Here is a 22,484-nt window from a genome sequence, read left to right on the forward strand (position 1 = left end):
TATAGAAAGGATTGGTGAGATCACCATGATGAAAAAATCAATGTTAACGATAGCTTTGTCCCTGTTTGTGCTTTCCGGCTGCCAGCAATCGTCAGGAACCGCAAGCGGTACAGCGACGCCGACCGATTCGCCGCAGACGACCCCGGCTGCTTCCGTGCAGCCCACACCTTCGCCAGAGGCGTCAGCGGCGCCGACAGCATCAGCCAGCCCTTCGCAGGGGACGTCCGGTGAGCCTGCAGCTGGGGCGTCCATGAAGACCGTTACGGCCGTCAGGCTCGCCGATGCCAAGAGCGGCTGGCTCGGCGGCAAGGGCTGGATCGCCAGAACCGACGATGGAGGCGTCACCTGGAAACCGCAAATGACGGTAACCGGCGATGTGCAGCAGCTCTTTGCCCTGAACGGCCAAGAAGCGTGGGCGGAAGTGGGCGATGAGCGGAAGCTGCTCAGCACGACCGACGGCGGCAAGCATTGGACGGACGCGGGCAAAGTGCCGAACGGCGCGTTCTTCCACTTTGTGGCGAAGCAGGAAGCTTACAGCGGCAATGCGAAGACAGTGGACGGCGGCAAGACGTGGACGACGCTGCCTGTACCGGAGGGCATCACTGGCGATGCCTATTTCCATGATAAAGCGAATGGCTGGGCGGTGCGGCAGGTCAAGGACAAGATCGAGGTGCAGCGGACCCAAGATGGCGGGAAAAGCTGGCAGACCGTCATGTCGCGCACAACCGTCGCCCCGCTGACGGGCACGGTCATCCGCTCTGCGGGTACGAACGATGCGTGGGTGGAGCTGATCGGCGATTCAGGCATGACACAAACGTCCTACTCGCTGTTCCACACGACGGACGGGGGGAAAACTTGGCAGGCTGTGCTGAACAACAGCACGGCGGGCGGGGGACCGGCGCCTGGCTATGCGGAGAATGACACCAAAGGCGCCAAAAACACGGGCGCCAAGCCAGGGCCGCTTGACGTCGTCAGCCCGCAGATCGCCTTCATGGGCGGCCAATGCCCAAGCTGCGATAAATCGAACTCCGTCGGTTCCACGAAGGATGGCGGCAAAACGTGGGTGAACGGCAAAGAGTCGTTCACTGGTTATGGCACCATGCTGCTGGCTATGGCAGATGGCAATCAAGGATGGCTGATTACGAATGACAATTCGCAGCCATCGGTGATGTACACCACCAGTGACGGTGGTGCCAACTGGAAAAAGGTGCACACATTCAGCGCACCGAAATGATTACAAAGCCTTACTGGACGCGGCTGCTGCTGCGACAGTAAGGCTTTATTAGTTAATAGCATTAAATTCCAAGTCAGCTACCCCCTAAATCCCCAGGGGTGACAAAGAATGGTATAGGTATACCCTATGCCATCTAGAGGAGGACATTCATGTTCGCCAGGAAATACGCTTTTGTCACCTTTACCGTCGCCGTGTTGGTCATGATTGGCTTTGCCGTGAAAAATCCCGGAAATATGGAGCTTTCGGCTGCCATCTCGGGTTCGGCTTCCCCCGAACAGACACAAGTTTCCGCAAGCCCTGAACCATCCATTGCGCCTGCGGAATCTCCCCGAGCTTCAACGCCGAAGCCAAAGCCGACTGTGAAACCTTCGGGTGCTGCTGCGCATTCGTCAGCTGTGAACGGTCAGACGGTCTCATCCGGGTCGCCAACGCCGACAACTTCACCGGCGCAAGAGGATTCTGCGCAGCCAAGCGCACAACCAACGGTTCAACCGACCGTGCAGCCAAACGTACAACCGGCGGTTCGGCCAAGCCAGGAGCCTGACCCGACACCGAAGCCAGCCTCGTCCGGCAGTACGCCTAAACCGGAGGTGACGCCGCAGCCAGCGTCTGAACCGTCAGCGGGCTCCAAAGGTGTAGACGATCCTGTGCCTGATGAGAAGAAAGTGACCCTCTCGGACTCCGAAATCGAGAATGTGGTCAAGCAATACGATGCCATCCTAGAGGCCGATCAAGCCGACCAGGCTTTGCCCGATTGGAAGAAGAAGGCGGACTTGCTCATCGCCAAGGGGTTGGATTATCTCGGCACGCCTTACGTATTCGGCGCCAAGGCTGGGGATACCGATTCATTTGACTGCTCTTCCTTTTTAAAATATATTTTTGCCGGTCAAGAGGTTACACTGCCCCGCGATTCGCGCCAGCAGAGCCAACGGGGCTCCGAGGTGGCGATCAACCAGCTGCGTGAAGGGGATCTCGTCTTTTTCACAACGCCCAAAAGAAAAAACAATAAAGGCATCGAGCGAATCGGTCATGTAGCGGTCTACATAGGTGACGGGCTCATCCTGCATACGTTCCGCCCAGGCATCGGCGTGACGGTCTCGGAGCTGAAGGGTCCTTGGAAAGATCGTTTTATTGAAGCTAAACGAGTACTTTAGTTTATATCCAATGCAAAGAAGCTCCCTCTTCTGCTTGACGGCAGAGCGGGAGCTTTGTTCTATTATTGTCACTTTGGCGGCTTGCTGGCGTCGGTACCCGTACCCGAGTTCGTTCCTCCACCGCTACTCCCGTTACCACCGCCATTGCCGCCGTTTCCATTACCGCTCGCGTTACTGCCGTTGAAGAACGTATCCGTCAGCGCGCGGATTTTCTCCATAAACTTCCCGTACCCGTAGCCGGTGAGAAAAGCGACACTGATGCGCGCCGCCATCGAATCACCGACCTGCAGCAGCAGAATGCCGCTTTCAAACAAGACGATCGTGATGATCGCACAGCCAAAACAAAGCACAGGCCGCATAACGTACCAATAAATCCACTGTGATGTCAGATCATGGTAATGCTCATGAAACATGCGCAGACCGTACAGCGCGCCACCTAGCGCGCCTGCGAAGCCGAACGAGGCGTAGCTGCGGAATTGATTGATGTCGATGCCCAGCAGCTTGTCGGTCCCCCAGCCGCTGCCCAGAATCGCCATCATCCACAAACTGCCGATAAACCATAGGAGCAAATACGCAAAAATGAACTGTTTGCCGAACTTTTGCAATGGCTCCATAAAAAACACCGCCTCATAAATGGTTACTACCATTGTATGAGCGGTGTTGTTGTTGATGACTTGATATATGTGCGTTTGTCCAGCTGCATTAAGTATTGAATAATGGCAGCGGAACAGCTTACCGTGCGGTATTTCTGGTGGCTGCGGATATCCGACCGGCGCTTCGTGAGCTCAGGGCGCTGTTCAATCAACAGCTTGAACCAGTGGTCGATCATTTCCGGGGAGGTGATCATTTGGCCGTAACCCTGCTCCTGAAAGTACTCGCAGTTCTTTTCTTCCTGACCGGGAATCGGGCTGTAGAACAGCATCGGAATCCCTTTGGCCATGGCCTCGGTGCACGTCATGCCGCCGGGCTTGGTGATCAAAAGATCCGCGATGTCCATCAGTTTATCAATCTCGCGGGTAAACCCGATCAGATGCACGTTGGGATGGCGGAACGCTTCTTCCTCCAGCAGTTGTCTGCGCGCCTTTTCGTTCGTGCCTAGACAGATCAGGAGCTGGATGCGCTCGCTCCAGTTGGCGATGTAAGCAAGGAGCTGATCTTTCTCCTCCTTCTTGAACACCCCCCAGCCGCCGCCCATGACCATCACGGTGGGCATTGCCTTAAGACCGAACTCCCTGCGGATCTGTTCTTTGCTGTGCTCCTGCCGGAAATTAGGGTGCACCGGAATGCCGGTGACTTCCACACGCGCTTCCGGTACGCCCCGGTCCGTCAGATGCTGGCGCACCTCCGGTGTCGAGACCAAATACTTGTCGACCGAGGGATCGATCCACGTGCCGTGCACATCATAGTCGGTAATGACCGTGAACAGCGGGATCGACAAGCCCGCGCGCTTCAAGCGGGAGACGATAATGCTGGGAAAAGGGTGCGTGCACACGATGACATCCGGTTTGAGCTGCTCAATGACCGCCTTCGTCTGCGAATAGAAGAGGCGATGCAGCGCCAGACCGGCAACGCGGTTCAGCTTTTTATGATAATGATTGCGGTATAGCATACCGTAAAGTTTGGGCTGTGAAGTCACCGTGCGGCGGTATGCCGAAAAGATCCAAGGGGCAATCGTGGGATGCAGAAATGCGCCCAGCTCGATCACGCGTGTGATAATCTCAGAGGATGATTGTCTGAGCTCTACCGACAATGCGTGAGCAGCTTGCGTATGACCTTTTCCGAAGCCCTCGGATAAGAGCAAAATCCGTTTTTTTCGCAAGGAACTCACCTTTCTTTATAGAACCAAATAGTCTTTTTCACTTAGCGGTGAGGGATGCTTTTTTCTTCGAAGCATAGCATTTGCGGCAGACAGGTACATAGCTCTCATTGCCGCCCATTTGAATCTGTTCCCCGTGGAATACAGGTTCTCCATCTTTGCAGCGCATATTCATAATGGCTTTTTTGTCACAGTACCAGCAGACGGTCTTGATTTCTTCAATCGTGTCGGCTGCGGCCAGCAGCGCAGTGCTGCCTTCAAATAATTCTCCCATGAAATCGGCTCTAAGGCCGTAAGCGATGACAGGAATGTTCAATTCATCGACGATCTCAATCAGCTGCGTGACTTGAGCTGTGTTCAGAAATTGCGCTTCATCGACCAGAATGCAGTTTGGCTTCTCGGTGCGGGCCATTTCAACCATATTCATCGCATCGTCAACGGCGATGGCATTTTTTTGCATCCCGATCCGGGAAGTCACTTTGCCCACGCCAAAACGGTCGTCTACCACGGAGGTCAAAAGCAGCACTTTTTTGCCTTGCTCTTCATAATTATGCGCTACGCGCAAGACTTCAATGGATTTACCGCTGTTCATCGTGCCATAGCGAAAGTATAGTTTTGCCAAACGAGACAGTCCTCTCTGGATGATTGAATGGTTTATATATGAAAAAAGTAAGTAGCGGCTAACGCATCGAGCTCTGCCAATTTGACGGCTGCCTCGAAACTGGCTTCAGCCGCAGGCTTCTTTCCAATTAGCGGCTGTTTTTTGTACAGTTTGCCGATTTGGACTTGAATGCTCCCCGATACTGGCTCGTCTGTAATCTGAATGCGGTGCGGCTCATACATCAGCAGGTGGATCAAGGCTCGAGCCGTCTCGCTGCTGCTGTTCTGAAGCTCCTGAATGAGCTCATGGTCTAGCAAGGACGGAATGCGCTCGGCGCTGCCGGGATGGGCATCGGTATGATGCTTGACCGCTTTGGCGAGCAGTGCATCCATCGCTAGAAATTCGGGCTGCAGCATCATCTTATGATCCTCAACCACCGCATCGATCAGAGCCAAGGCGATAGGTTCATCGGTTTCCAGGAAGCAGCCGTTAAAGCGGAGGCTTCGCACCAGTTCGGAAGGGTGCATCGCATAGCGCCCGGCGTGGTATGTATCCCTCAGGAAGCTGTCCAAATGGTCGAGTCCCATGAGCACGGTTTTGTTCGTTAATGGTGTGTCTTCTTGTAAAAGGGTTGTCACCTCTGCAGGCGAAATGTTGTACTTGTGCAAAATCTCGGTAATAACCCCGGTCGTGATCAACTTTTCCGTGGAGGCATGGTGGTTGTAACCGAGCGTCCGCTCGACGGCATGTGAAAAAGGCAAATGACCGATGTCATGGAGAATCGCCGCGATGCGAAGCAGGATGTCATCAGGAAAAAAATGTGCCGTCAGTGACCATACACCTGCCGTATGCTCGAACCGGGAATGTGTCATCGGCGAGAACAAGGCCGATGCGCCATAGTGATGCAAATACGTTAGACGGCGAACCGGCTGCGACCGGAGAAGCTCGACTTCAACCGGATGGGCAGCTGTATGCCATCTGTATAGCGGTTCCCATACCGCTCCGGTAGAACATGTATGCTGTATACTCAAAACAGAGCTCCTCCTAAGGTGTGGTTTCTGGCTGCAGGTTTCATGGCAACGGCATAAGCTATCATAGCATGAAACGTAAAGAGTTTGCTATCATGAGCCTATGAAAAAGCCACCCAAAACATGCCAATCGGGAGTTGCTGCACGAGGAGCGAGCGGCTGCAAAGCGGAAAAACCGCTTTAGCGCGCCGTCGCCCGCCGAGTGCCTGCTGCCGCTCGCGCTACAGGTCGTGCTTGCCCCCTCGGGGTCCGCTGGAGCCGGGCGAGCAAAGCGAGAAATCCGCTTTGCAGGTCGACTCGCCGCCCGGTGCGTGGCCGCCGAGTGCCCACCGCCACCCGCCGAGTACCGGCCGCCACACGCGCCGCAGATCGCGCCTGTCCCCTCAGGCCTCACGCCCAACCCCCTTTTCTATTAATAGAAAACCCTTACATTTTGTTAAATTTTTAAATTGATCATTAAGTTTTCTAGTGTTAATATAATATAAAAAATATTGCGACTATTTCATCAACTAGCAGCTTGGGGCTATCTCTTCTTGGGTGAAATAGTTTTTGTCATGTGTCGACATTTTAATGCTTTAAAGCGTACATTCGACAAAGTTCTGCCAAAAACCAGAAGAGAAAGGTGCACACGATGAAAAGAAACGGGTTACCTCCCAAGCAAGGATTGTACGATCCCCAGTTTGAACGCGATGCCTGCGGCATTGGCTTCGTCGCCAATATCAAAGGGGTCAAATCGCATGAGATTGTTCAGCAAGCGCTGCGTGTACTTTGCAATTTGGATCATCGCGGAGGGCAAGGTAGCGAGAAAAACACGGGCGACGGCGCAGGTATTTTGATGCAAATTCCGGACGCTTTTCTTCAGGCTGCCTGCCGGCAGGAGAACATCAAGCTTCCCGCTGCGGGCAGCTACGGTGTAGGAATGGTATATTTGCCGCAAGATTTGGAGGCGCGCCAAGCCTGCGAGAACGTAGTGGAGCGCATCGTAAGAGAGGAAGGGCAGCAGTTTCTCGGCTGGAGAACGGTGCCGACAGATAACAGCACACTAGGGGAATCCGCCAAATCCGTGGAGCCGTTTGTGCGCCAAGTTTTTATCGGGCAAGATCCGTCTGTAAAGAGCAACCTGGATTTTGAACGCAAATTGTATATGATTCGTAAAAGATCAGAGAACGAAATTCGCGAGGTTCATAGCGGCGTTCCATTCTATTATTCCAGCTTATCTAGCAGAACGATTGTGTATAAAGGCATGTTGACGCCTGAGCAAGTCGATGCTTATTATGTGGAGCTTCAAGATGAAAGCGTGACGACGGCGCTTGCGCTCGTTCACTCGCGGTTTAGCACGAATACATTCCCGAGCTGGGAACGGGCGCATCCGTACCGTTATCTCATTCATAACGGCGAAATCAATACGCTGCGCGGCAACGTGAACTGGATGCATGCCCGTCAGGCGATGTGTGAAACGGAATTGTTCGGAGACGATTTCAAACGCATTCTTCCTATTATTGATACCGATGGTTCCGACTCGCAAATGTTTGATAACACGCTGGAATTTCTGATGCTCGCCGGACGCTCGTTGCCGCATGCGGCCATGATGATGATTCCTGAGCCGTGGTCCAAGCATGAAACGATGGACGATGCCAAAAAAGCGTTCTATGAATACCACAGCACATTGATGGAGCCGTGGGATGGCCCTGCTGCCATCGCTTTTACCGACGGCAGCCTCATCGGAGCGGTGCTCGACCGGAACGGACTGCGCCCGTCGCGTTATTACGTCACCAACGACGACTTGATCGTCTTGGCTTCGGAAGTCGGCGTTCTGGATATCGCTCCAGAACGTATCGTGCACAAAGACCGTCTTCGTCCAGGCCGTATGCTCCTGGTGGATACACTGGAAGGACGCATCGTTTCCGACGACGAAATCAAAAGCCGGATTGCCGGCGAGCAGCCATACCGCGACTGGGTGAACCAGCACCTGATCAGTCTCGAGGATCTCGATGAGGCGGAGATCGTGCTGGGATCTGACCATGATACAGTGCTGCAGCGCCAGCAAGCTTTTGGCTACACATTTGAGCAGCTGCGCAAAATTGTCGAGCCTATGGCCAAAACAGGAGTAGATCCCATTGGCTCCATGGGGACGGACGCGCCCCTGGCCGTCCTGTCGGATCGGCCGCAACTGCTGTACAACTACTTCAAACAGCTGTTTGCGCAAGTAACGAATCCGCCGATTGACGCCAACTTCGAGGAAATCATTACGGCGCAGGGCACGACGATCGGACCGGAGCGCAATCTGATTCGGCCGGAACCGGAGAGCTGCCGGCAAATTCGCCTGAAGACGCCGTTCCTCACGAACGATGAGATGGCAAAACTGCGTCACATCAAGCGGAGCGGCTTCAAAACCGTTACCCTGCCGATCCTGTTCGAAGCGGATCAAGGCACGGCAGGCTTGGAGAACGCCATGCAAATGCTGTATGCGGCAGCTGATCAAGCGATTCACGGAGGCGCGACACTGCTGATTTTGTCCGACCGTGGTGTCGACGGCCGCAAGGCGCCGATTCCAGCCCTGCTGGCGACCTCCGGTTTGCATCATCACCTCATCCGCGAAGGCACGCGCACTAAGGTGAGCCTGATCGTGGAGTCCGGTGAACCGCGTGAGGTGCACCATTTTGCGCTGCTGCTGGGTTATGGCGCAGGGGCGATTAATCCTTATTTGGCGCTGGAGACGCTCGATGACATGATTCGCCGCAAGCAGCTTGTCGGCGTTGACCATGACAAAGCGACGTACAACTATATCAAAGCTGTCACGAAAGGCGTCGTCAAAGTTTTGGCCAAAATGGGGATCTCTACGATCCAGAGCTACCGGGGGGCGCAAATTTTTGAAGCGATTGGCTTGAGCCAGGAGCTGGTTGACAAATATTTTACATGGACGTTTACGCCTGTGGGCGGTATCGGTCTTAATGTGATCGCCAAGGAGGCCTTGCTTCGTCATCATCGTGCGTTTACCGAACAGGAAGGCCGCGATCCGGTGCTGGATACAGGCGGCGACCTGCAGTGGCGCAAGGACGGGGAAGAGCATCTGTACACGCCGGAAACGATCCACGCGCTGCAGACGGCTGTGCGCACGAACAACTATGCGATGTACAAAAGCTTCGTGAAATTCATCACCCGTGAGGATGAAAAATATATGGCCTTGCGCGGGCTGCTTCGCTTCCAAGCAGGCCGCCAACCGATTCCGATCGAAGAAGTGGAGCCGATCGAATCGATTTTTAAGCGCTTCAAAACCGGAGCCATGTCCTACGGCTCGATTAGCAAGGAAGCGCATGAGACTTTGGCGATTGCGATGAACCGCATCGGCGGCAAGAGCAACACCGGCGAAGGCGGCGAGCATCCGGAGCGCTTCACGCCGGATGCGAACGGCGATCTTCGCCGCAGCGCCATCAAGCAGGTGGCTTCCGGCCGCTTCGGCGTCACCAGTAATTATCTCGTCAATGCTGACGAGATTCAGATCAAGATGGCGCAAGGCGCCAAGCCCGGCGAGGGCGGCCAGCTGCCAGGAACGAAGGTGTACCCATGGGTCGCCGAGGTCCGCGGGGTGACGCCAGGCGTCGGTTTGATTTCGCCGCCGCCGCATCACGATATTTATTCGATCGAGGATCTCGCCGAGCTGATCCACGATCTCAAGAATGCCAACCCGCGCGCACGGATCAGCGTCAAGCTGGTGTCCGAAGTGGGCGTTGGCACGATTGCCGCCGGCGTCGCCAAAGGAAAAGCGGACGTGGTTCTCATTTCCGGCTACGACGGAGGAACAGGCGCATCGCCGCAGACGAGTATCCGCCACGCGGGACTGCCGTGGGAGCTGGGGCTTGCCGAGACGCATCAGACGCTCGTGCTGAACAAACTGCGCAGCCGGATCACCGTCGAGACGGACGGCAAGCTGATGACCGGTCGCGACGTTGTAATCGCAGCGCTGCTCGGTGCTGAGGAGTTCGGCTTCGCCACAACACCTTTGATTACGATTGGCTGCGTCATGATGCGCGTCTGCCATTTGGATACGTGCCCCGTCGGCGTCGCCACGCAAAATCCGGAGCTGCGCAAGAAATTTGCCGGCGATCCGCAGCATGTGGTGAACTTCATGACGTTTATCGCGCAGGATGTGCGTGAACGGATGGCGCAGCTGGGCTTCCGTACGATCGAAGAGATGGTGGGGCGCACGGATATTTTGGAAGCTAAACAAGCGATTGAGCATTGGAAAGCTAAAGGCATCGATCTTACGCCGCTGCTGCATCAGCCGGATGTGGGCGCGGAAGTCGGCCGCTTCTGTACAGAGCAGCAGGATCATGGGCTCGAACGCTCGCTTGATGTGACACAGCTGCTTAGCCTCTGTGAGCCGGCAATGGAACGCAAGGAGCATGTGCATGCGATTCTCCCGATTGCCAACACCAACCGCGTCGTCGGTACGATTGTCGGCAGCGAAGTGACGCGCCGTTATGGAGCGGAGGGCTTGCCGCACGATACGATTCGTCTGCATTTTCACGGCTCTGCCGGCCAAAGCTTTGGCGCCTTCGTACCGAAAGGCATCACGCTCTCGCTAGAGGGTGACGCCAACGACTACGTCGGCAAAGGGTTATCCGGCGGCAAGCTGGCCATTTTCCCGCCTGGCCAGGCGCCTTTTGTGCCGGAAGAAAATGTCATTATCGGCAACACGGCCTTCTACGGCGCTACGGATGGGGACGCTTATATCCGGGGTATCGCTGGCGAACGCTTCTGTGTCAGAAACAGCGGCGTCCGGGCGGTAGTGGAAGGCGTAGGCGACCACGGCTGTGAATATATGACTGGCGGACGCGTAGTTGTGCTTGGTACTACGGGTCGCAATTTTGCAGCTGGCATGTCCGGCGGGATCGCTTATGTGCTGGATGAGAAGGGCGATTTTGCCAGTAAGGTGAATAAAGAAATGATTTTGCTGGAACAGCTGGAAGAAGCCTACGAAATGAATGAAGTGAAAACAATGATCCAGCACCATGCAACGTTTACCGACAGCAGTGTGGCGCATCGCGTATTAAACCACTGGGATGAATACGTTTGGAAATTCGTGAAGGTCATTCCGAAAGACTACAAACGGATGTTTGACGCGATCGAGAAAGTAAAACGTTCCGGCCTTAGTCAGCAGGAAGCGATCATGGTCGCATTTGAAGCGAATACGAAGGACGTATCCCGCATCGGCGGAAACTAAAATCTCAGGAGGATTAGCGCAATGGGTAAACCCACTGGTTTTATGGAATATAAACGCGAAGTCGCGACGGAAACGACTCCTCTGCAGCGGATTGGCCACTGGAAGGAATTTGCAACGCCGCTGGCGGATGAGAAGCTGCAAACGCAAGGCGCCAGATGTATGGATTGCGGCATTCCCTTTTGCCATACCGGCAAGCTGATCAGCGGAATGGCGGCGGGCTGCCCGGTCAATAACCTGATCCCGGAATGGAACGATCTGGTCTATCGCGGGCTATGGCGGGAGGCGCTTGACCGTTTGCACAAGACGAACAACTTCCCGGAGTTTACGGGCCGTGTCTGCCCGGCTCCTTGCGAAGGCTCTTGTACGGTAGGTTTGAAGGATTCGCCGGTGGCGATTAAAAGCATCGAAAAAGCGATCATCGATAAAGGTTTCGCCGAAGGCTGGATTAAACCGCAACCGCCGGAAATCCGCACCGGCAAGAAGGTTGCCGTCGTGGGCTCCGGCCCGTCCGGACTCGCTGCCGCAGCGCAGTTGAACAAAGCGGGCCATTGGGTGACCGTATTCGAGCGCGCCGACCGTATCGGCGGTCTACTTATGTACGGCATCCCGAACATGAAGCTGGACAAAAAGTATGTGCAGCGCCGTGTCGATCTGCTTGAAGCTGAGGGCATCACGTTCATTACGAATGCGCACGTCGGTGTGAACTATCCGATTGAGAAGCTGCAAGAGGAGTTTGACGCCATCGTGCTTTGCGGCGGGGCAACGAAAGGCCGCGATCTGATGATCGAAGGCCGTGAGCTCAAAGGCATCCATTTGGCGATGGAATTTTTGGGTAAAAACACAAAAAGTTTGCTGGATTCCGAGCATGCCGACGGCGCGTATATTTCGGCCGAAGGCAAGGATGTTATCGTTATCGGCGGCGGTGATACGGGAACGGACTGTGTGGGCACCTCTTTGCGCCATAAAGCCAAAAGTGTTACGCAGTTCGAGATTATGCCCAAAGCGCCGGATACCCGGCAGGCGAACAATCCTTGGCCGGAGTGGCCGAAAGTGCATAAAGTGGATTATGGTCAACAAGAAGCGGCAGCGCTGCAAGGGGCAGATCCTCGTCAATATTTGATCAATACGAAAAAATTCGTTGGCGATGAGAACGGCAACTTGAAAGAGCTGCACACGGTGCTGATCGAGTGGCAAAAGAACGAGAAGGGCCAGTTCGTGCCGGTGGAAGTGCCGGGCAGCGAGAAGGTGTATCCGGCGCAGCTCGTGCTGGTCGCCATGGGCTTCACAGGACCGGAGCATACGGTCCTAGATCAACTCGGCGTGGAGCGGGATGAGCGCTCCAACGCCAAGGCGGAATACGGCAGATTCGCGACGAATCAGCCGGGGGTTTTCGCAGCCGGCGACATGCGTCGCGGACAGAGCCTGGTCGTTTGGGCGATCAACGAAGGCCGAGCTGCGGCTCGCGAGGTTGATCGGTATTTGATGGGAGCTTCGAATCTCCCATAAATAAGGTGGCTGGCTCCAGGCAGAGGTACTGCTTGGAGCTGTTTTTTTGTTTCGGGACCGGCGGCTTTACGCTGTTTAATGACGTTAACTAGCGAGCAAAAGCCTGGCAGTCATGCTTAACGTCGAGCAAGAAGCTTAACTCGGAGTACCGATCCTCCTTCAACTGTCAATCCTTGTAAGCAAAAAGATGAACATTTTGAGCACATCATGTACAATGGAAATAGCAGGCAGGCTGGCTTCTGCCCAGCCGCCAAAACAGAACGGAGCAGGAGGACGCGCATGAACAAGGAGGAGCTCTTAACACGTAGGGAATTAAATGCACTGCTGGCTGCCCATGGTGAAGGCTTGCGGGATCTCGCTTCGGACGAGCCTATTGGGGCGGAGCACCTGATGGCGCTGCAGAGGGCGGTGTTGCTGCTTGCCGGCAAAGTTCATGACCTCCAAGCGGAGCTTCATGAGCAGATGGAGAGTCAGCGCAAGCAGCAGGAAGAACTGCTGCGGTTGTTTAAACAGCAGTATCCTGACACTGAGCCGGGAGAGGAGACCCCTCTAAGCGAGAATTTCGCAGATACGGAACTCCTGGAAGAGTCTCCACCTCCAACCTATTCGCGCGTCAAGAGTTACCGAAAAATCCGCAAACGTAGAAAAACGTTTTTGGAGAAGCTTTTCGATTAATTTGCGCGTCCTCCGACCTCAAAAAGCCGCAGCTTCCTGACAGCAGGAAGTGCGGCTTTGGTGTTTTACAGAAGTCCTTCCATATGGGCCTTCTTCGAGGCTTGAATTCGGTCGCGGACGTCCATTTTGGAGTAGACGCTAGAGATATAGTTTTTCACTGTGCCTTCGGACAAGTACAGTTTATCGGCGATCTCCTTGTTGCTGAGCCCGTCCGCAATGCAGTGCAGCACTTGCATTTCGCGCTCGCTCAGCCCGTACACATCGACTCGCGCGGTTTCCTCTGCCGCTTTGGACGGCGCAGCCCCCGACGAAGCAGGCTCGCGCTCTTGCGGTTCTTGCGCTCCGCGCGCTTGCTCGACGAGCATTTTGGCGATATCCTGCGGAATCAGCGTCCCGCCTTGGTGCACCCATTTGATGCCGGCGGCCAAGTCTTTCGGGTGAATCGCTTTAAGCAGGTAGCCTTCGGCACCCGCACCGAGCGCATCGACGACGTAGTTGATCTCCTGAAAGGTAGTCAAGATGATGACGCGGATGCCCGGCCATTGCGTCTTGATCTGGCGGGTCGCCTCGACGCCGTCCATGACGGGCATATGGATGTCCATCAGCACGACGTCCGGCTGCTGAGCTTCGCATTGCTCAATAGCCACGCGGCCATTTTCGGCGAGTCCGACGACTTGGATATCAGGATCCATGTCCAGCACGATGTGCAGGCTTTCTCGAATCAAATCCTGGTCATCGACCAGGAGCAGCTTTAACGGTTGCGAGCTCATGGGTAAGTCCTCCTAAGAGCTTGATATTTATGTTCATTGTAGCATGGCCGGAACACGTTCGAAAATGCAGTTACAACGACGGATAGCGCTTCGCCGGAACCTGACAGGAGACGATGGTCCCTTGACCGGGCGTTGAGCTGACTTGCAGCGTGCCTTGCAGAGCCGAAATCCGCTCATGCATGGCGTTGATGCCGAAGCCGGCTTTGAGCTGCTTGGCGCCGATTCCGTCATCCTCAATGCGCAGGCCAACCTCATCGTCGCCATAGGCAAGTACGATCTCAATGGAAGTCGCGCGCCCGTGCCGCTTGGCGTTCGTCAGCGACTCCTGTAGACAGCGGATCAAGGTGAGCTTGGTCTGCTTGGGAATGTCGAATTCCTCGCCAGTGGTCGAGAAATCGATCTTGGTGCCCGTGTGCAAAGCAAACTCGTTGGCCAAGCGGGTCAATTGCTGCGCCAGCAGCATGTCCGCTCCGCCCGGGACCATCTGATGAATGCTGCGGCGCACTTCTTCAAGGCCGTTCCGGGTAACGCCCCGGAGTACGTCGAGCTTTTCCTTGGCTTTGTACGGTGATGCTTCAATAAGGTACGAGACGGCGTCCATTCCCATGATAACGGAAGTAAAAGTATGCCCAACCGTGTCATGCAGCTCCCGTGCCATCCGATTGCGTTCTTCCAGGAGGGTGAGCTGTTCAATTTGATTGGCATACTGTTCCAGGGCATTATTCTGCTCATGGATCAGCTGATATTGACGCTGGTTCTCCGCCAGCAGTTTCTTCGTTTCCTCGTTGGAGGTGACGACGCGCTGCAAGCTCAGTCCGATGGCATAGAAAAGGAAGGCATTCAAGATTTGGCTGAACAAATCGCCGAGCCCCATCCCTGCATGGAGAATGAAATAGTAGGATACCGGCATCGCAACAAGGAAAAAAGGAGCGATCCACCAAGCATTTTTTCGATCGGTGAGGAATCCAATGACCATTAATGGGCAATTAATAATAGAGTAGGCTTCCTGCTGCATCCAAGATAGATAGATTTGTAGAGGCGCGTCTGTCACGAGCACAACAATCGGGTAGAAAGTTGCGTTAATATAATGAGGGCGCCAGAACAAGAGCGGCAATGCGTAGGAAAGGAGAAGCGCGATGACGGTGAAGATGACGGAAATCTGCTCGAATTCTTGCATGTGCAGCAGCACATATAACAAACTGAGCAGCGTGGAACCGGTCAGCACAATAAATAGCGACCATTCGACACTATGCCACTCTCGTCTTTGGACCATAGTTTAACCCCTCTGCCGATAAGCTTATAAGCTCATTGTACCTAAAAATGGTGCAAATCCATAGTGAGTTCAGTCATGAACACGTATGACTTTCGCTATGACCGCATTATGACCCCGTCACTGGGAACAGTTGCGGGCGTGCGGTACAATTAATACAAACTGCAAAGGAGAGGATTCCTGTTGACTCATACGGATATGCATAAACCTATTGTCGAGATCCAAAATGTAACGAAACGAATCGGATCCAAAACGATTATTGATAACTTAAGCTTTGATGTCCCACGAGGCGAGGTGTTCGGATTTCTCGGGCCTAACGGCGCAGGCAAAACGACGACGATTCGCATGATGGTCGGATTAATGGCGATTACCGGAGGAGATATCCGCATCGGCGGGTACTCGATTCGTACGCATTTTGAGCAAGCCATTCGGCATGTCGGCGCGATCGTGGAGAACCCTGAGATGTATAAGTTTCTTAGCGGATACCATAATCTCGTGCATTACGCCAGAATGATTCCCGGCATTTCGCCGGATCGCATTCAAGAGGTCATTACGTTGGTCGGTTTGGAGAACCGCATCCACGATAAAGTCAAAACGTATTCGCTCGGTATGCGTCAGCGGCTCGGTATTGCCCAGGCGCTGCTGCATAAGCCGTCCGTGCTTATCCTAGACGAGCCGACCAACGGGCTCGATCCGGCCGGGATTCGTGAGCTGCGCGACCATTTGCGGCGGCTCACCCGCGAAGACGGGATCTCCGTGATCGTCTCGAGCCATCTGCTGGCCGAGATGGAACTGATGTGCGACCGCGTCGCCATCATTCAGAACGGCAAGCTGGTGGACGTCCGTCAGATTGGGGATTACGTGCAGGCGGAGGAGCGCCAGCGGGTTGCTTTTGATCTGGAGCCGCTGGATCAGGCGAGGCGGATGCTGGAGGAGGCGAATGTCGAGGCTGCGAGCGATGGCCGAGAGCTGGTCGTGAATTTCGACAAGCCGCAGATTGCCGATTGGAACAAGCGGTTCGTCGAAGCGGGCATCCGCGTCTATGGCATTCGCAGCACAGCGAAGTCCTTGGAAGAGCAATTCTTGGAAATGACGGGAAGTGATCAGATTGCTTAATCTCATTCAAAATGAAAATATGAAAATTTACCGTCGGCTGCGGACGTGGATCATGGGCTTGCTGTTACTCGCCATCGTCGTGACTTTTGCGACATTCTCGCACGCGGGCGCGAATCCTGACCACGACTGGCGGGCAGCGGCGAAGGCGACAATCGAGCATAACCAACAGGAGATCAACAATCCTGATCTCCCAGCTAAATTCAAGATTGGCTTGAGGGACGAGATGGCGCTGCAGCAATATGCGCTCGACCATAATCAGCCGCCGATGGAGACGACCCTGTGGGGCGGCGTGGAGCGTGCGGCAGGCCTCATTCAGATCGTCACATTATTTACAGTCATCATCGCTGGGGATATGGTTGCAGGCGAGTTCACGTGGGGAACGATCAAGCTGCTGCTGATCCGTCCCGCAACCCGCGCGAAAATTTTAGCGTCGAAATATGCTGCCACCTTGTTGTTTGCCGCTGCGCTGCTGGTCACCTTGTTTGTCTCAGCGTTGATCGTGAACGGTATCCTGTACGGCTTCCAGAACATTGGCCTGCCGCATTTGACTGTTCAGGCCGACGGTTCCGTGCGGGAAGGCAGCATGCTGCTGTTCGTGCTGGCGACATACGGGCTCAAACTGATCCAGCTAGTCATGATTGTCACACTTGCCTTTATGATCTCAACCGTATTCCGCAGCTCGTCGCTGGCGATCGGTCTCAGCATATTCATCATGTTCATGGGACAAGTGATCACTTTTTTCTTGATGCGGTACAGCTGGGGCAAGTACTTCTTATTCGCCAACACCGATTTGACGCCTTATTTGGAAGGCAAACCGCTGGAAGAAGGCATGACAATGGGCTTCTCCATCACTGTACTGATCTTTTATTTCCTGTTGTTTAACATCCTTTCTTGGGAAATATTCCGCAGACGCGATATCGCAGCATAACGGATCGGACACGTGCAGCCAGGCACGAATGAAAAAAGCCGTCCTTGCCTTTACTAGGCAGGGAACGGCTATTTACGATGCTCGCCAAAGTTATAATGATTTTCGCACATAAGTCTCAATCGCTTCAGGGACATCCTGCAGGGAATCCAGCTTCAAGAATGCGCCTGTCGGCTCAATATCGATCACCGCATTGTTAAAGGCCCAGTCCTGCTCAACAGGAATGTGAATCGAGTGGATGCCTGCATGTAGGGCAGGAAGCACGTCCGTTTTTAACGAGTTGCCAATCATCCATGTCAGCTTGCGGTTGAAGCCTTGTTCGTGCAAGAGCGTGTTCATGAACTCTTTGGTTTTATGGATGGTGACGAAGACGCGGTCATCAAAATAGTTGTGCAAACCGCTATCGTTCACTTTTTTCATTTGAATGGAGGCGTCCCCGCCTGTATAAAGATATAGCTTATGTCCGGCGCGTTGAAGGGTCTCCAGCGTTTCGTTCATCAGCGGATAAGGTTCGACCGTGTATTCATAAACCGTGTGGCCTAATTGCAGCAGCCAGTCTTCTTCTTTCGGACTGATCAGCCGATTGTATTGGCGCGAAAACCAATGATAGGTTTCAACGAACGATTTGGGAAACCGATCCAGCTTAAAGCCATGAATATGAACGCCTTCGAGATCAATCTCCAGTTGCTTCTGCTTGATATCCTGCGTCTTCAATTGGTGGCCGGAAAACCATGTCAGCATTAGATCGGCGAACTGGTCGATCACGAAATCGAAATATTTGTTGCAGTGAACCAGTGTATCGTCGAGATCGAAAAGAATCGTTTGTTCTTTCATAGTAATGGTCTCCTGCGTCAGCCAGAAATAAGGTTCACTCCCCATTATAGCATGATCGCAGCTCCTGAGACTATCCTGGGCAGTCTTTGTGTTACCGTTACAAGGCGATAGGTTGACCGCCAAATGCACCGCTCGAAGCTGGAGGTACGGCTGCAGCTGCCGGTTTATTGTCAGGTTCAGGCTCCTTCTTCTCAGGTAGATCGGGAACGGTCTTCGCATCCGCCATTTTGCTGTTGCCCTGGAAGAGGCCGCCCTCTTCGATAATAAAGGAGGCTGCCTGGATATTGCCGAGCAAGGACCCTGTCGATGTGACGGTGAGCTTGCCCTTGGCCGTCACATTGCCTTGGACACTGCCGGCCAGGATCACATCTCTGGCGCTAATGTTGGATTTCACACTGCCATGCTCACCAACGATGACATCTCCGGCGCATTCGACATCGCCCGTAATCGTGCCTTCGATCCGGATGCTGGCTTCTGACTTGACCCGGCCTTCAAACGTCGTGCCTTCACCAATCAGCGTATCTGTCGTATTGGGATTGAAGGCGTATTTCTTGCTTTTAAACATGGTTAGTCATCCTTTCGCATCGCTTTCAAATAAGGTATGGGGTCTGTACTTTCCCCGTTTTTGAGCACTTCGTAATGGAGATGAGGTCCTGTACTGCGTCCTGTTGATCCGACAAGACCGATGACGTCTCCCTTAGCAACGGTATCTCCGCGTTTGACTAAAATTTTATTGAGATGCATGTACCAAGTGCGCAAGCCCTTGGAATGCTCGATGACAATGTTATTGCCGTGAAAAGCGTCTGTCCCGGTGCTGACCACTTGGCCGTCAGCGGTCGTAAAGACGGAGTCGTTCTCTCTGGCTCCGAAATCGATCCCCGAATGAAAGCTGGGATGGTGGGTGATCGGGTCGGTTCGATAACCGAACGGCGAGGTAACCAGCTTCGTATTCGTAGGCCATATGGTCGGCGTAATCCGCAGCTGCTGCTGCTTGACCGCAACCTTTTGCTTCGTTTCGGTGAAGCTGGTTTGCAGCTCTTTCACGTCGGAATCCATCGCCGTGAGAGAGGCAAGCGTCTGCTCACCGAGCTTCATGATCTCCTCTTGGGTGGCGGGATTCGGACTTCCGCCCATCCCTAAGGGAAGCGAGGCGACGGCATCATTGGATGCTGCTGTATCGGATAAAGATGGGTCTTTAGTAGGAGATGAGCTGGAATCCAATTGGGCAATCGATTTCAGATCGCTCTCCAATTTTTTCATTTCTTCGACTTTGACCTTCATGAGCTCGGCCTTTTGGGACAATTGGATAACTTCGTTTTGGAGCTGTTCAATGGTTTCGTTCTTGCTTGACAGTTCTGCGCTCCATAGTTGATTGGCCCCGTTCAACTTGATCCGAAGCTCGCTGGCCGTGTGGGCGGTATGCGCGTGTAATCCGTATACGACCAAGGCAATGAGCAGTGGCACGGAGAAACACGCAGCAGCTATATAAGCAAACAGATGGTGAATGCGAAACCTGACAACAGATTGATTGGCATCGGGAATGATGACCAATGTCAGCTTTTTGGGTTTCCACTTGAGCTTCATAACGGCTAAATATTCTCCTGTTCGTGGTTGAATTTGGTAATGGATTTTGTACTTCACAATTCGGCACATTTCGATGAAAACCCTCCCGCTTCCCCTTCGGACCATCCAAAATGAGACTTAAGTAGGAAGGATTCCTGTCGCAATAGATCGAATTTACTTATGCAAATAAACAGGCAAACGCAGGTCTTGAATGGAGGAGCTTATGAATAAGCTTGCAGGAATCGACATAGGTAACGATAGTATCAAGCTGGTGCTGGATGGTTCTAAAGAACCGCTCGTGATCCCGAATATTATCGCGCCCGGCTATGAAAGGCATATTTTGCAGGAGGAGGATTCCCCCTGGAAAGCGCTGGATGTGACGATCTACAGCCCATCGCTGACGCAAAGGAACCAGCGCTATTTCGTCGGTCAGCTGGCCCTGGAGCACGAGGACAATATGGAACTGGAGGACAGCGATAATAAAGCGGTCTCCGATCAATCCCTCATCGTGGCTTTGACCGCGCTTGCCTACCAAGGTCTGATGAGCTATGCCTCCGGAGCGGCGCACGGAAATACCGATGAAGTGGAATATGTGCTGGGCACGGGCTTGCCTGTCCGTACGTATGCGAAATTCCATCATCAGTTCGAGCAAAGGCTCGTCGGCGAGCACGAAGTGACGTTCCACTCCACGCCTCAGCTGCGCAACCGCAAAATTAAAGTGACGATCCGCAAGGTCGCTGTCTCTATCGAAGGTGCAGCCGCCATCTTCCATCTGGCGACTCATGACAGCCTGCTCGTGCGGGATGAAGAGATCTACAACGGCTGCATCGGCGTTTGTGAGATCGGCGCGTTAACGACGGACTTCCCGGTGATCCAACGCATGGCCATCGACAATCATTTCAGTCATGGCGAGCAGATCGGCATTGCCACCTATTTGGACGCGATCATTCGCGACATCGAGGACGCTTACGGCTATGTCTTTCAGAGCCGGGCGAAGCTGGTGCAGCGTATCAAGAATCGGCAATTTACGATTCAGCTCATCGGCGAAGGCCAGGTGGACATTCGCGCTGTTGTCGATCAGCACTTCCGCAGAGCTGCTGCACGCATGATTGAAATGATCCGGAAGCGCTGGCGCAAGTACCCGGATATTCAATGCTTCTATGTGATTGGCGGAGGAGCTTCCGCGCTCAAGCCCTATATTCAGGATGCCGCAGGCGCACTGAGACTGCGCTTTGCCGAGGAGAGCGAATTCCTCAATATGTACGGCTATCTTAAAGTAGCCAAAAGTCGTATGAGCCAAACAGCGAATGTTTAAAACATACAAGCGTACCTGCCCGAGCGGCAGGTGCGTTTTTTTGTGCCGTTATTTCCCGGCTTCGGCTTGCTGCAACTTACTCACCTCCATATAGGTTGTCATCGCGGTTAACACCAAGCAGGTGCCGAACGTGATGCCGCATACAATGCCGACTCTCGGCATGTATCTCGAGAAGGTACAGCCGATCAAAATGCATAGAACAGAGAGCAGCATGAGGGCATTGCCGCCCCATCGCCAGTGCCAATTAGACAAGCGTACGCTGACCTTAGCCATCGGCTGCGTCGGCGAGCCGGCTGCTTGTGAAGGCTGCGATTGTGACTCGTCGGGTGATGGCTGCTGTGACGCATGCTTCCGCTTATGAACCATCGTCGCGACAAGGAGGATACACATATACAAAGGCTGATAGGCCAAAACGATCACCGGCATGCTGAAGTTCGCAAAAGAAAGCAGTTCCGTCGTGCTGTGAAACGAAAGAAACGTGGTTAACGTCAGAAACAGCGCGACTTGCTTGTTGAACACAGGATAGTTCGAATGCCTCAACATCGAGCTGATGCCGATCAGCATAGCGACATAGACGGTTATGGTTTTGAGGGCGAGCGTCGGCAACCAGATGGTCAGCAGCGCAATGTCCAGGCGGTCCAGAAAGTCCGTCACATGGATCATCTGAATCAGGTTATAAGCCGGATAAATGAAGTTAGCCGGCATGCGCGGTCCTAAGACGGTAAGTACCATAAATATGTAAACGGTAAACAGCAATACCCCGAACAGAGCGCCGTGCCGGATCGCAGAACGAATGTGATTGGCATTGTACAGCATGTGCAGAAAGGCGCCGAAAGCGAAAATATCACCGGCGCTTCCGAGTGCCAGCATATTGGTGGAAGCCAAATGATGCAGCGGCATCGTGAGCACTGGCGTGATCAGCTTCAGATCGAATTCATTTGACAGCAGGAGCGGCATCGATAAGGTAGCAATGGCAAATAGCGGATAAAACAGATCGTTGACCCGGGCCACGATTTCCAAGCTGCTCTTGCCGAAGTAAATCAGCAATAAGCACGGCATCAAAATCAGGATTTCAAGCGGTGTGCTGTGCAGCAGCAGCGTAGAGCTGAATTTGGACATCGATGAGAGGTCTTGCTTAACGACCTGCCAGAAATGGAAGAGAACCAGCAGGTTGAGTATGGAGCCTGCCCAGCGCCCTAGAACCATCGTCGCAATATCAAAAATATTTTTACGAGGAAAGACTTTGGCTAAATAGCCGAAAAAGGCTGCGGTGGCAAATATATAAAAAATCGAGATGACGTAACTGAACCAAGCGTCCATCTGGCTGATCCGCACCAGCACGTTCTGCTGCGTAAAGATACCGCCGCTAGTTATCATGGAAGCGGCTAGCCATGACAGCTGCCTTTGATTAATCACTTGCTTGCTATCCATGGATCATCACCGCCTTTTCCTA

Annotated in this window: 18 protein-coding genes; 8 read left to right on the forward strand and 10 right to left on the reverse strand. The window is 53.7% G+C overall.

Annotated elements, in window-relative coordinates; all coding sequences use genetic code 11:
* The first annotated feature begins 25 nt into the window (after positions 1-25).
* Together O9139_RS15645 and O9139_RS15650 are read left to right on the forward strand one after the other, a co-directional pair.
* Positions 26-1,234 carry a YCF48-related protein gene (locus O9139_RS15645; RefSeq protein ID WP_270880400.1) on the forward strand — a complete coding sequence of 403 codons (1,209 nt, stop codon included), beginning with the start codon at positions 26-28 and terminating at the stop codon, positions 1,232-1,234.
* Positions 1,235-1,383: 149 nt separating this feature from the next.
* Positions 1,384-2,388 (forward strand): C40 family peptidase, encoded by a 1,005-nt coding sequence (locus O9139_RS15650; RefSeq protein ID WP_270880401.1) that lies wholly within the window; start codon positions 1,384-1,386, stop codon positions 2,386-2,388.
* Positions 2,389-2,456: 68 nt separating this feature from the next.
* On the opposite strand, the gene O9139_RS15655 is transcribed toward O9139_RS15650, so the two are convergent.
* From O9139_RS15655 to O9139_RS15670, 4 genes are read right to left on the reverse strand one after another with little or no spacing between them, the layout of a single operon-like run.
* On the reverse strand, positions 2,457-3,002 hold the full coding sequence (locus O9139_RS15655) for a hypothetical protein (protein ID WP_270880402.1): 546 nt from the start codon (positions 3,000-3,002) through the stop codon (positions 2,457-2,459).
* 26 nt (positions 3,003-3,028) lie between these two features.
* Positions 3,029-4,207: an MGDG synthase family glycosyltransferase gene (locus tag O9139_RS15660; protein ID WP_270880403.1), complete on the reverse strand. Its 1,179-nt coding sequence runs from the start codon at positions 4,205-4,207 to the stop codon at positions 3,029-3,031.
* A gap of 37 nt (positions 4,208-4,244) precedes the next feature.
* The gene (locus tag O9139_RS15665; RefSeq protein WP_270880404.1) at positions 4,245-4,826 is read right to left on the reverse strand and encodes a thymidine kinase; all 582 of its coding nucleotides are present in this window, start codon (positions 4,824-4,826) and stop codon (positions 4,245-4,247) included.
* A gap of 32 nt (positions 4,827-4,858) precedes the next feature.
* On the reverse strand, positions 4,859-5,836 hold the full coding sequence (locus tag O9139_RS15670; protein ID WP_270880405.1) for an HD domain-containing protein: 978 nt from the start codon (positions 5,834-5,836) through the stop codon (positions 4,859-4,861).
* A 628-nt stretch (positions 5,837-6,464) separates the two neighbouring features.
* Here O9139_RS15670 and gltB point away from each other — a divergent pair.
* The 3 genes from gltB (at position 6,465) to O9139_RS15685 (ending at position 13,238) form a co-directional block, all read left to right on the forward strand.
* Positions 6,465-11,057, forward strand: coding sequence for a glutamate synthase large subunit (gltB, locus tag O9139_RS15675; protein WP_270880406.1), 4,593 nt, complete (start codon positions 6,465-6,467; stop codon positions 11,055-11,057).
* A gap of 21 nt (positions 11,058-11,078) precedes the next feature.
* Positions 11,079-12,563, forward strand: coding sequence for a glutamate synthase subunit beta (locus tag O9139_RS15680; protein WP_270880407.1), 1,485 nt, complete (start codon positions 11,079-11,081; stop codon positions 12,561-12,563).
* Between the two features lie 279 nt (positions 12,564-12,842).
* Positions 12,843-13,238, forward strand: a complete 396-nt coding sequence (locus O9139_RS15685) for a hypothetical protein (RefSeq protein ID WP_270880408.1) — start codon at positions 12,843-12,845, stop codon at positions 13,236-13,238.
* A gap of 65 nt (positions 13,239-13,303) precedes the next feature.
* On the opposite strand, the gene O9139_RS15690 is transcribed toward O9139_RS15685, so the two are convergent.
* Positions 13,304-14,008 (reverse strand): response regulator transcription factor, encoded by a 705-nt coding sequence (locus tag O9139_RS15690; RefSeq protein WP_270880409.1) that lies wholly within the window; start codon positions 14,006-14,008, stop codon positions 13,304-13,306.
* Positions 14,009-14,078: 70 nt separating this feature from the next.
* The gene (locus tag O9139_RS15695; RefSeq protein ID WP_270880410.1) at positions 14,079-15,281 is read right to left on the reverse strand and encodes a sensor histidine kinase; all 1,203 of its coding nucleotides are present in this window, start codon (positions 15,279-15,281) and stop codon (positions 14,079-14,081) included.
* 195 nt (positions 15,282-15,476) lie between these two features.
* Between O9139_RS15695 and O9139_RS15700 the strand changes: the two genes are divergently transcribed.
* Positions 15,477-16,394 carry an ABC transporter ATP-binding protein gene (locus O9139_RS15700; protein ID WP_270880594.1) on the forward strand — a complete coding sequence of 306 codons (918 nt, stop codon included), beginning with the start codon at positions 15,477-15,479 and terminating at the stop codon, positions 16,392-16,394.
* On the forward strand, positions 16,378-17,322 hold the full coding sequence (locus O9139_RS15705; RefSeq protein WP_270880411.1) for an ABC transporter permease: 945 nt from the start codon (positions 16,378-16,380) through the stop codon (positions 17,320-17,322). The genes O9139_RS15700 and O9139_RS15705 overlap by 17 nt, the downstream gene beginning before the upstream one ends.
* A gap of 90 nt (positions 17,323-17,412) precedes the next feature.
* Here the strand turns inward: O9139_RS15705 and O9139_RS15710 are convergent, their stop codons facing one another.
* The 3 genes from O9139_RS15710 to O9139_RS15720 all read right to left on the reverse strand — a co-directional run bounded on the left by O9139_RS15710 (position 17,413) and on the right by O9139_RS15720 (position 19,737).
* Positions 17,413-18,153, reverse strand: coding sequence for an HAD family hydrolase (locus O9139_RS15710; RefSeq protein WP_270880412.1), 741 nt, complete (start codon positions 18,151-18,153; stop codon positions 17,413-17,415).
* 97 nt (positions 18,154-18,250) lie between these two features.
* The gene (locus O9139_RS15715; RefSeq protein WP_270880413.1) at positions 18,251-18,718 is read right to left on the reverse strand and encodes a bactofilin family protein; all 468 of its coding nucleotides are present in this window, start codon (positions 18,716-18,718) and stop codon (positions 18,251-18,253) included.
* Positions 18,719-18,720: 2 nt separating this feature from the next.
* On the reverse strand, positions 18,721-19,737 hold the full coding sequence (locus O9139_RS15720; protein ID WP_270880414.1) for a M23 family metallopeptidase: 1,017 nt from the start codon (positions 19,735-19,737) through the stop codon (positions 18,721-18,723).
* A 202-nt stretch (positions 19,738-19,939) separates the two neighbouring features.
* On the opposite strand from O9139_RS15720, the gene O9139_RS15725 reads away from it, so the two are divergent.
* Positions 19,940-21,031 (forward strand): ParM/StbA family protein, encoded by a 1,092-nt coding sequence (locus O9139_RS15725; RefSeq protein WP_270880415.1) that lies wholly within the window; start codon positions 19,940-19,942, stop codon positions 21,029-21,031.
* Positions 21,032-21,079: 48 nt separating this feature from the next.
* Here the strand turns inward: O9139_RS15725 and O9139_RS15730 are convergent, their stop codons facing one another.
* Complete coding sequence (locus tag O9139_RS15730) at positions 21,080-22,462, reverse strand: GerAB/ArcD/ProY family transporter (RefSeq protein WP_270880416.1); 1,383 nt, start codon at positions 22,460-22,462, stop codon at positions 21,080-21,082.
* Between the last annotated feature and the right edge of the window lie 22 nt (positions 22,463-22,484).

This window comes from Paenibacillus aestuarii (genome assembly GCF_027789125.1).
In the GTDB taxonomy this organism is placed as follows: Bacteria; Bacillota; Bacilli; order Paenibacillales; family NBRC-103111; genus Paenibacillus_E; species Paenibacillus_E aestuarii.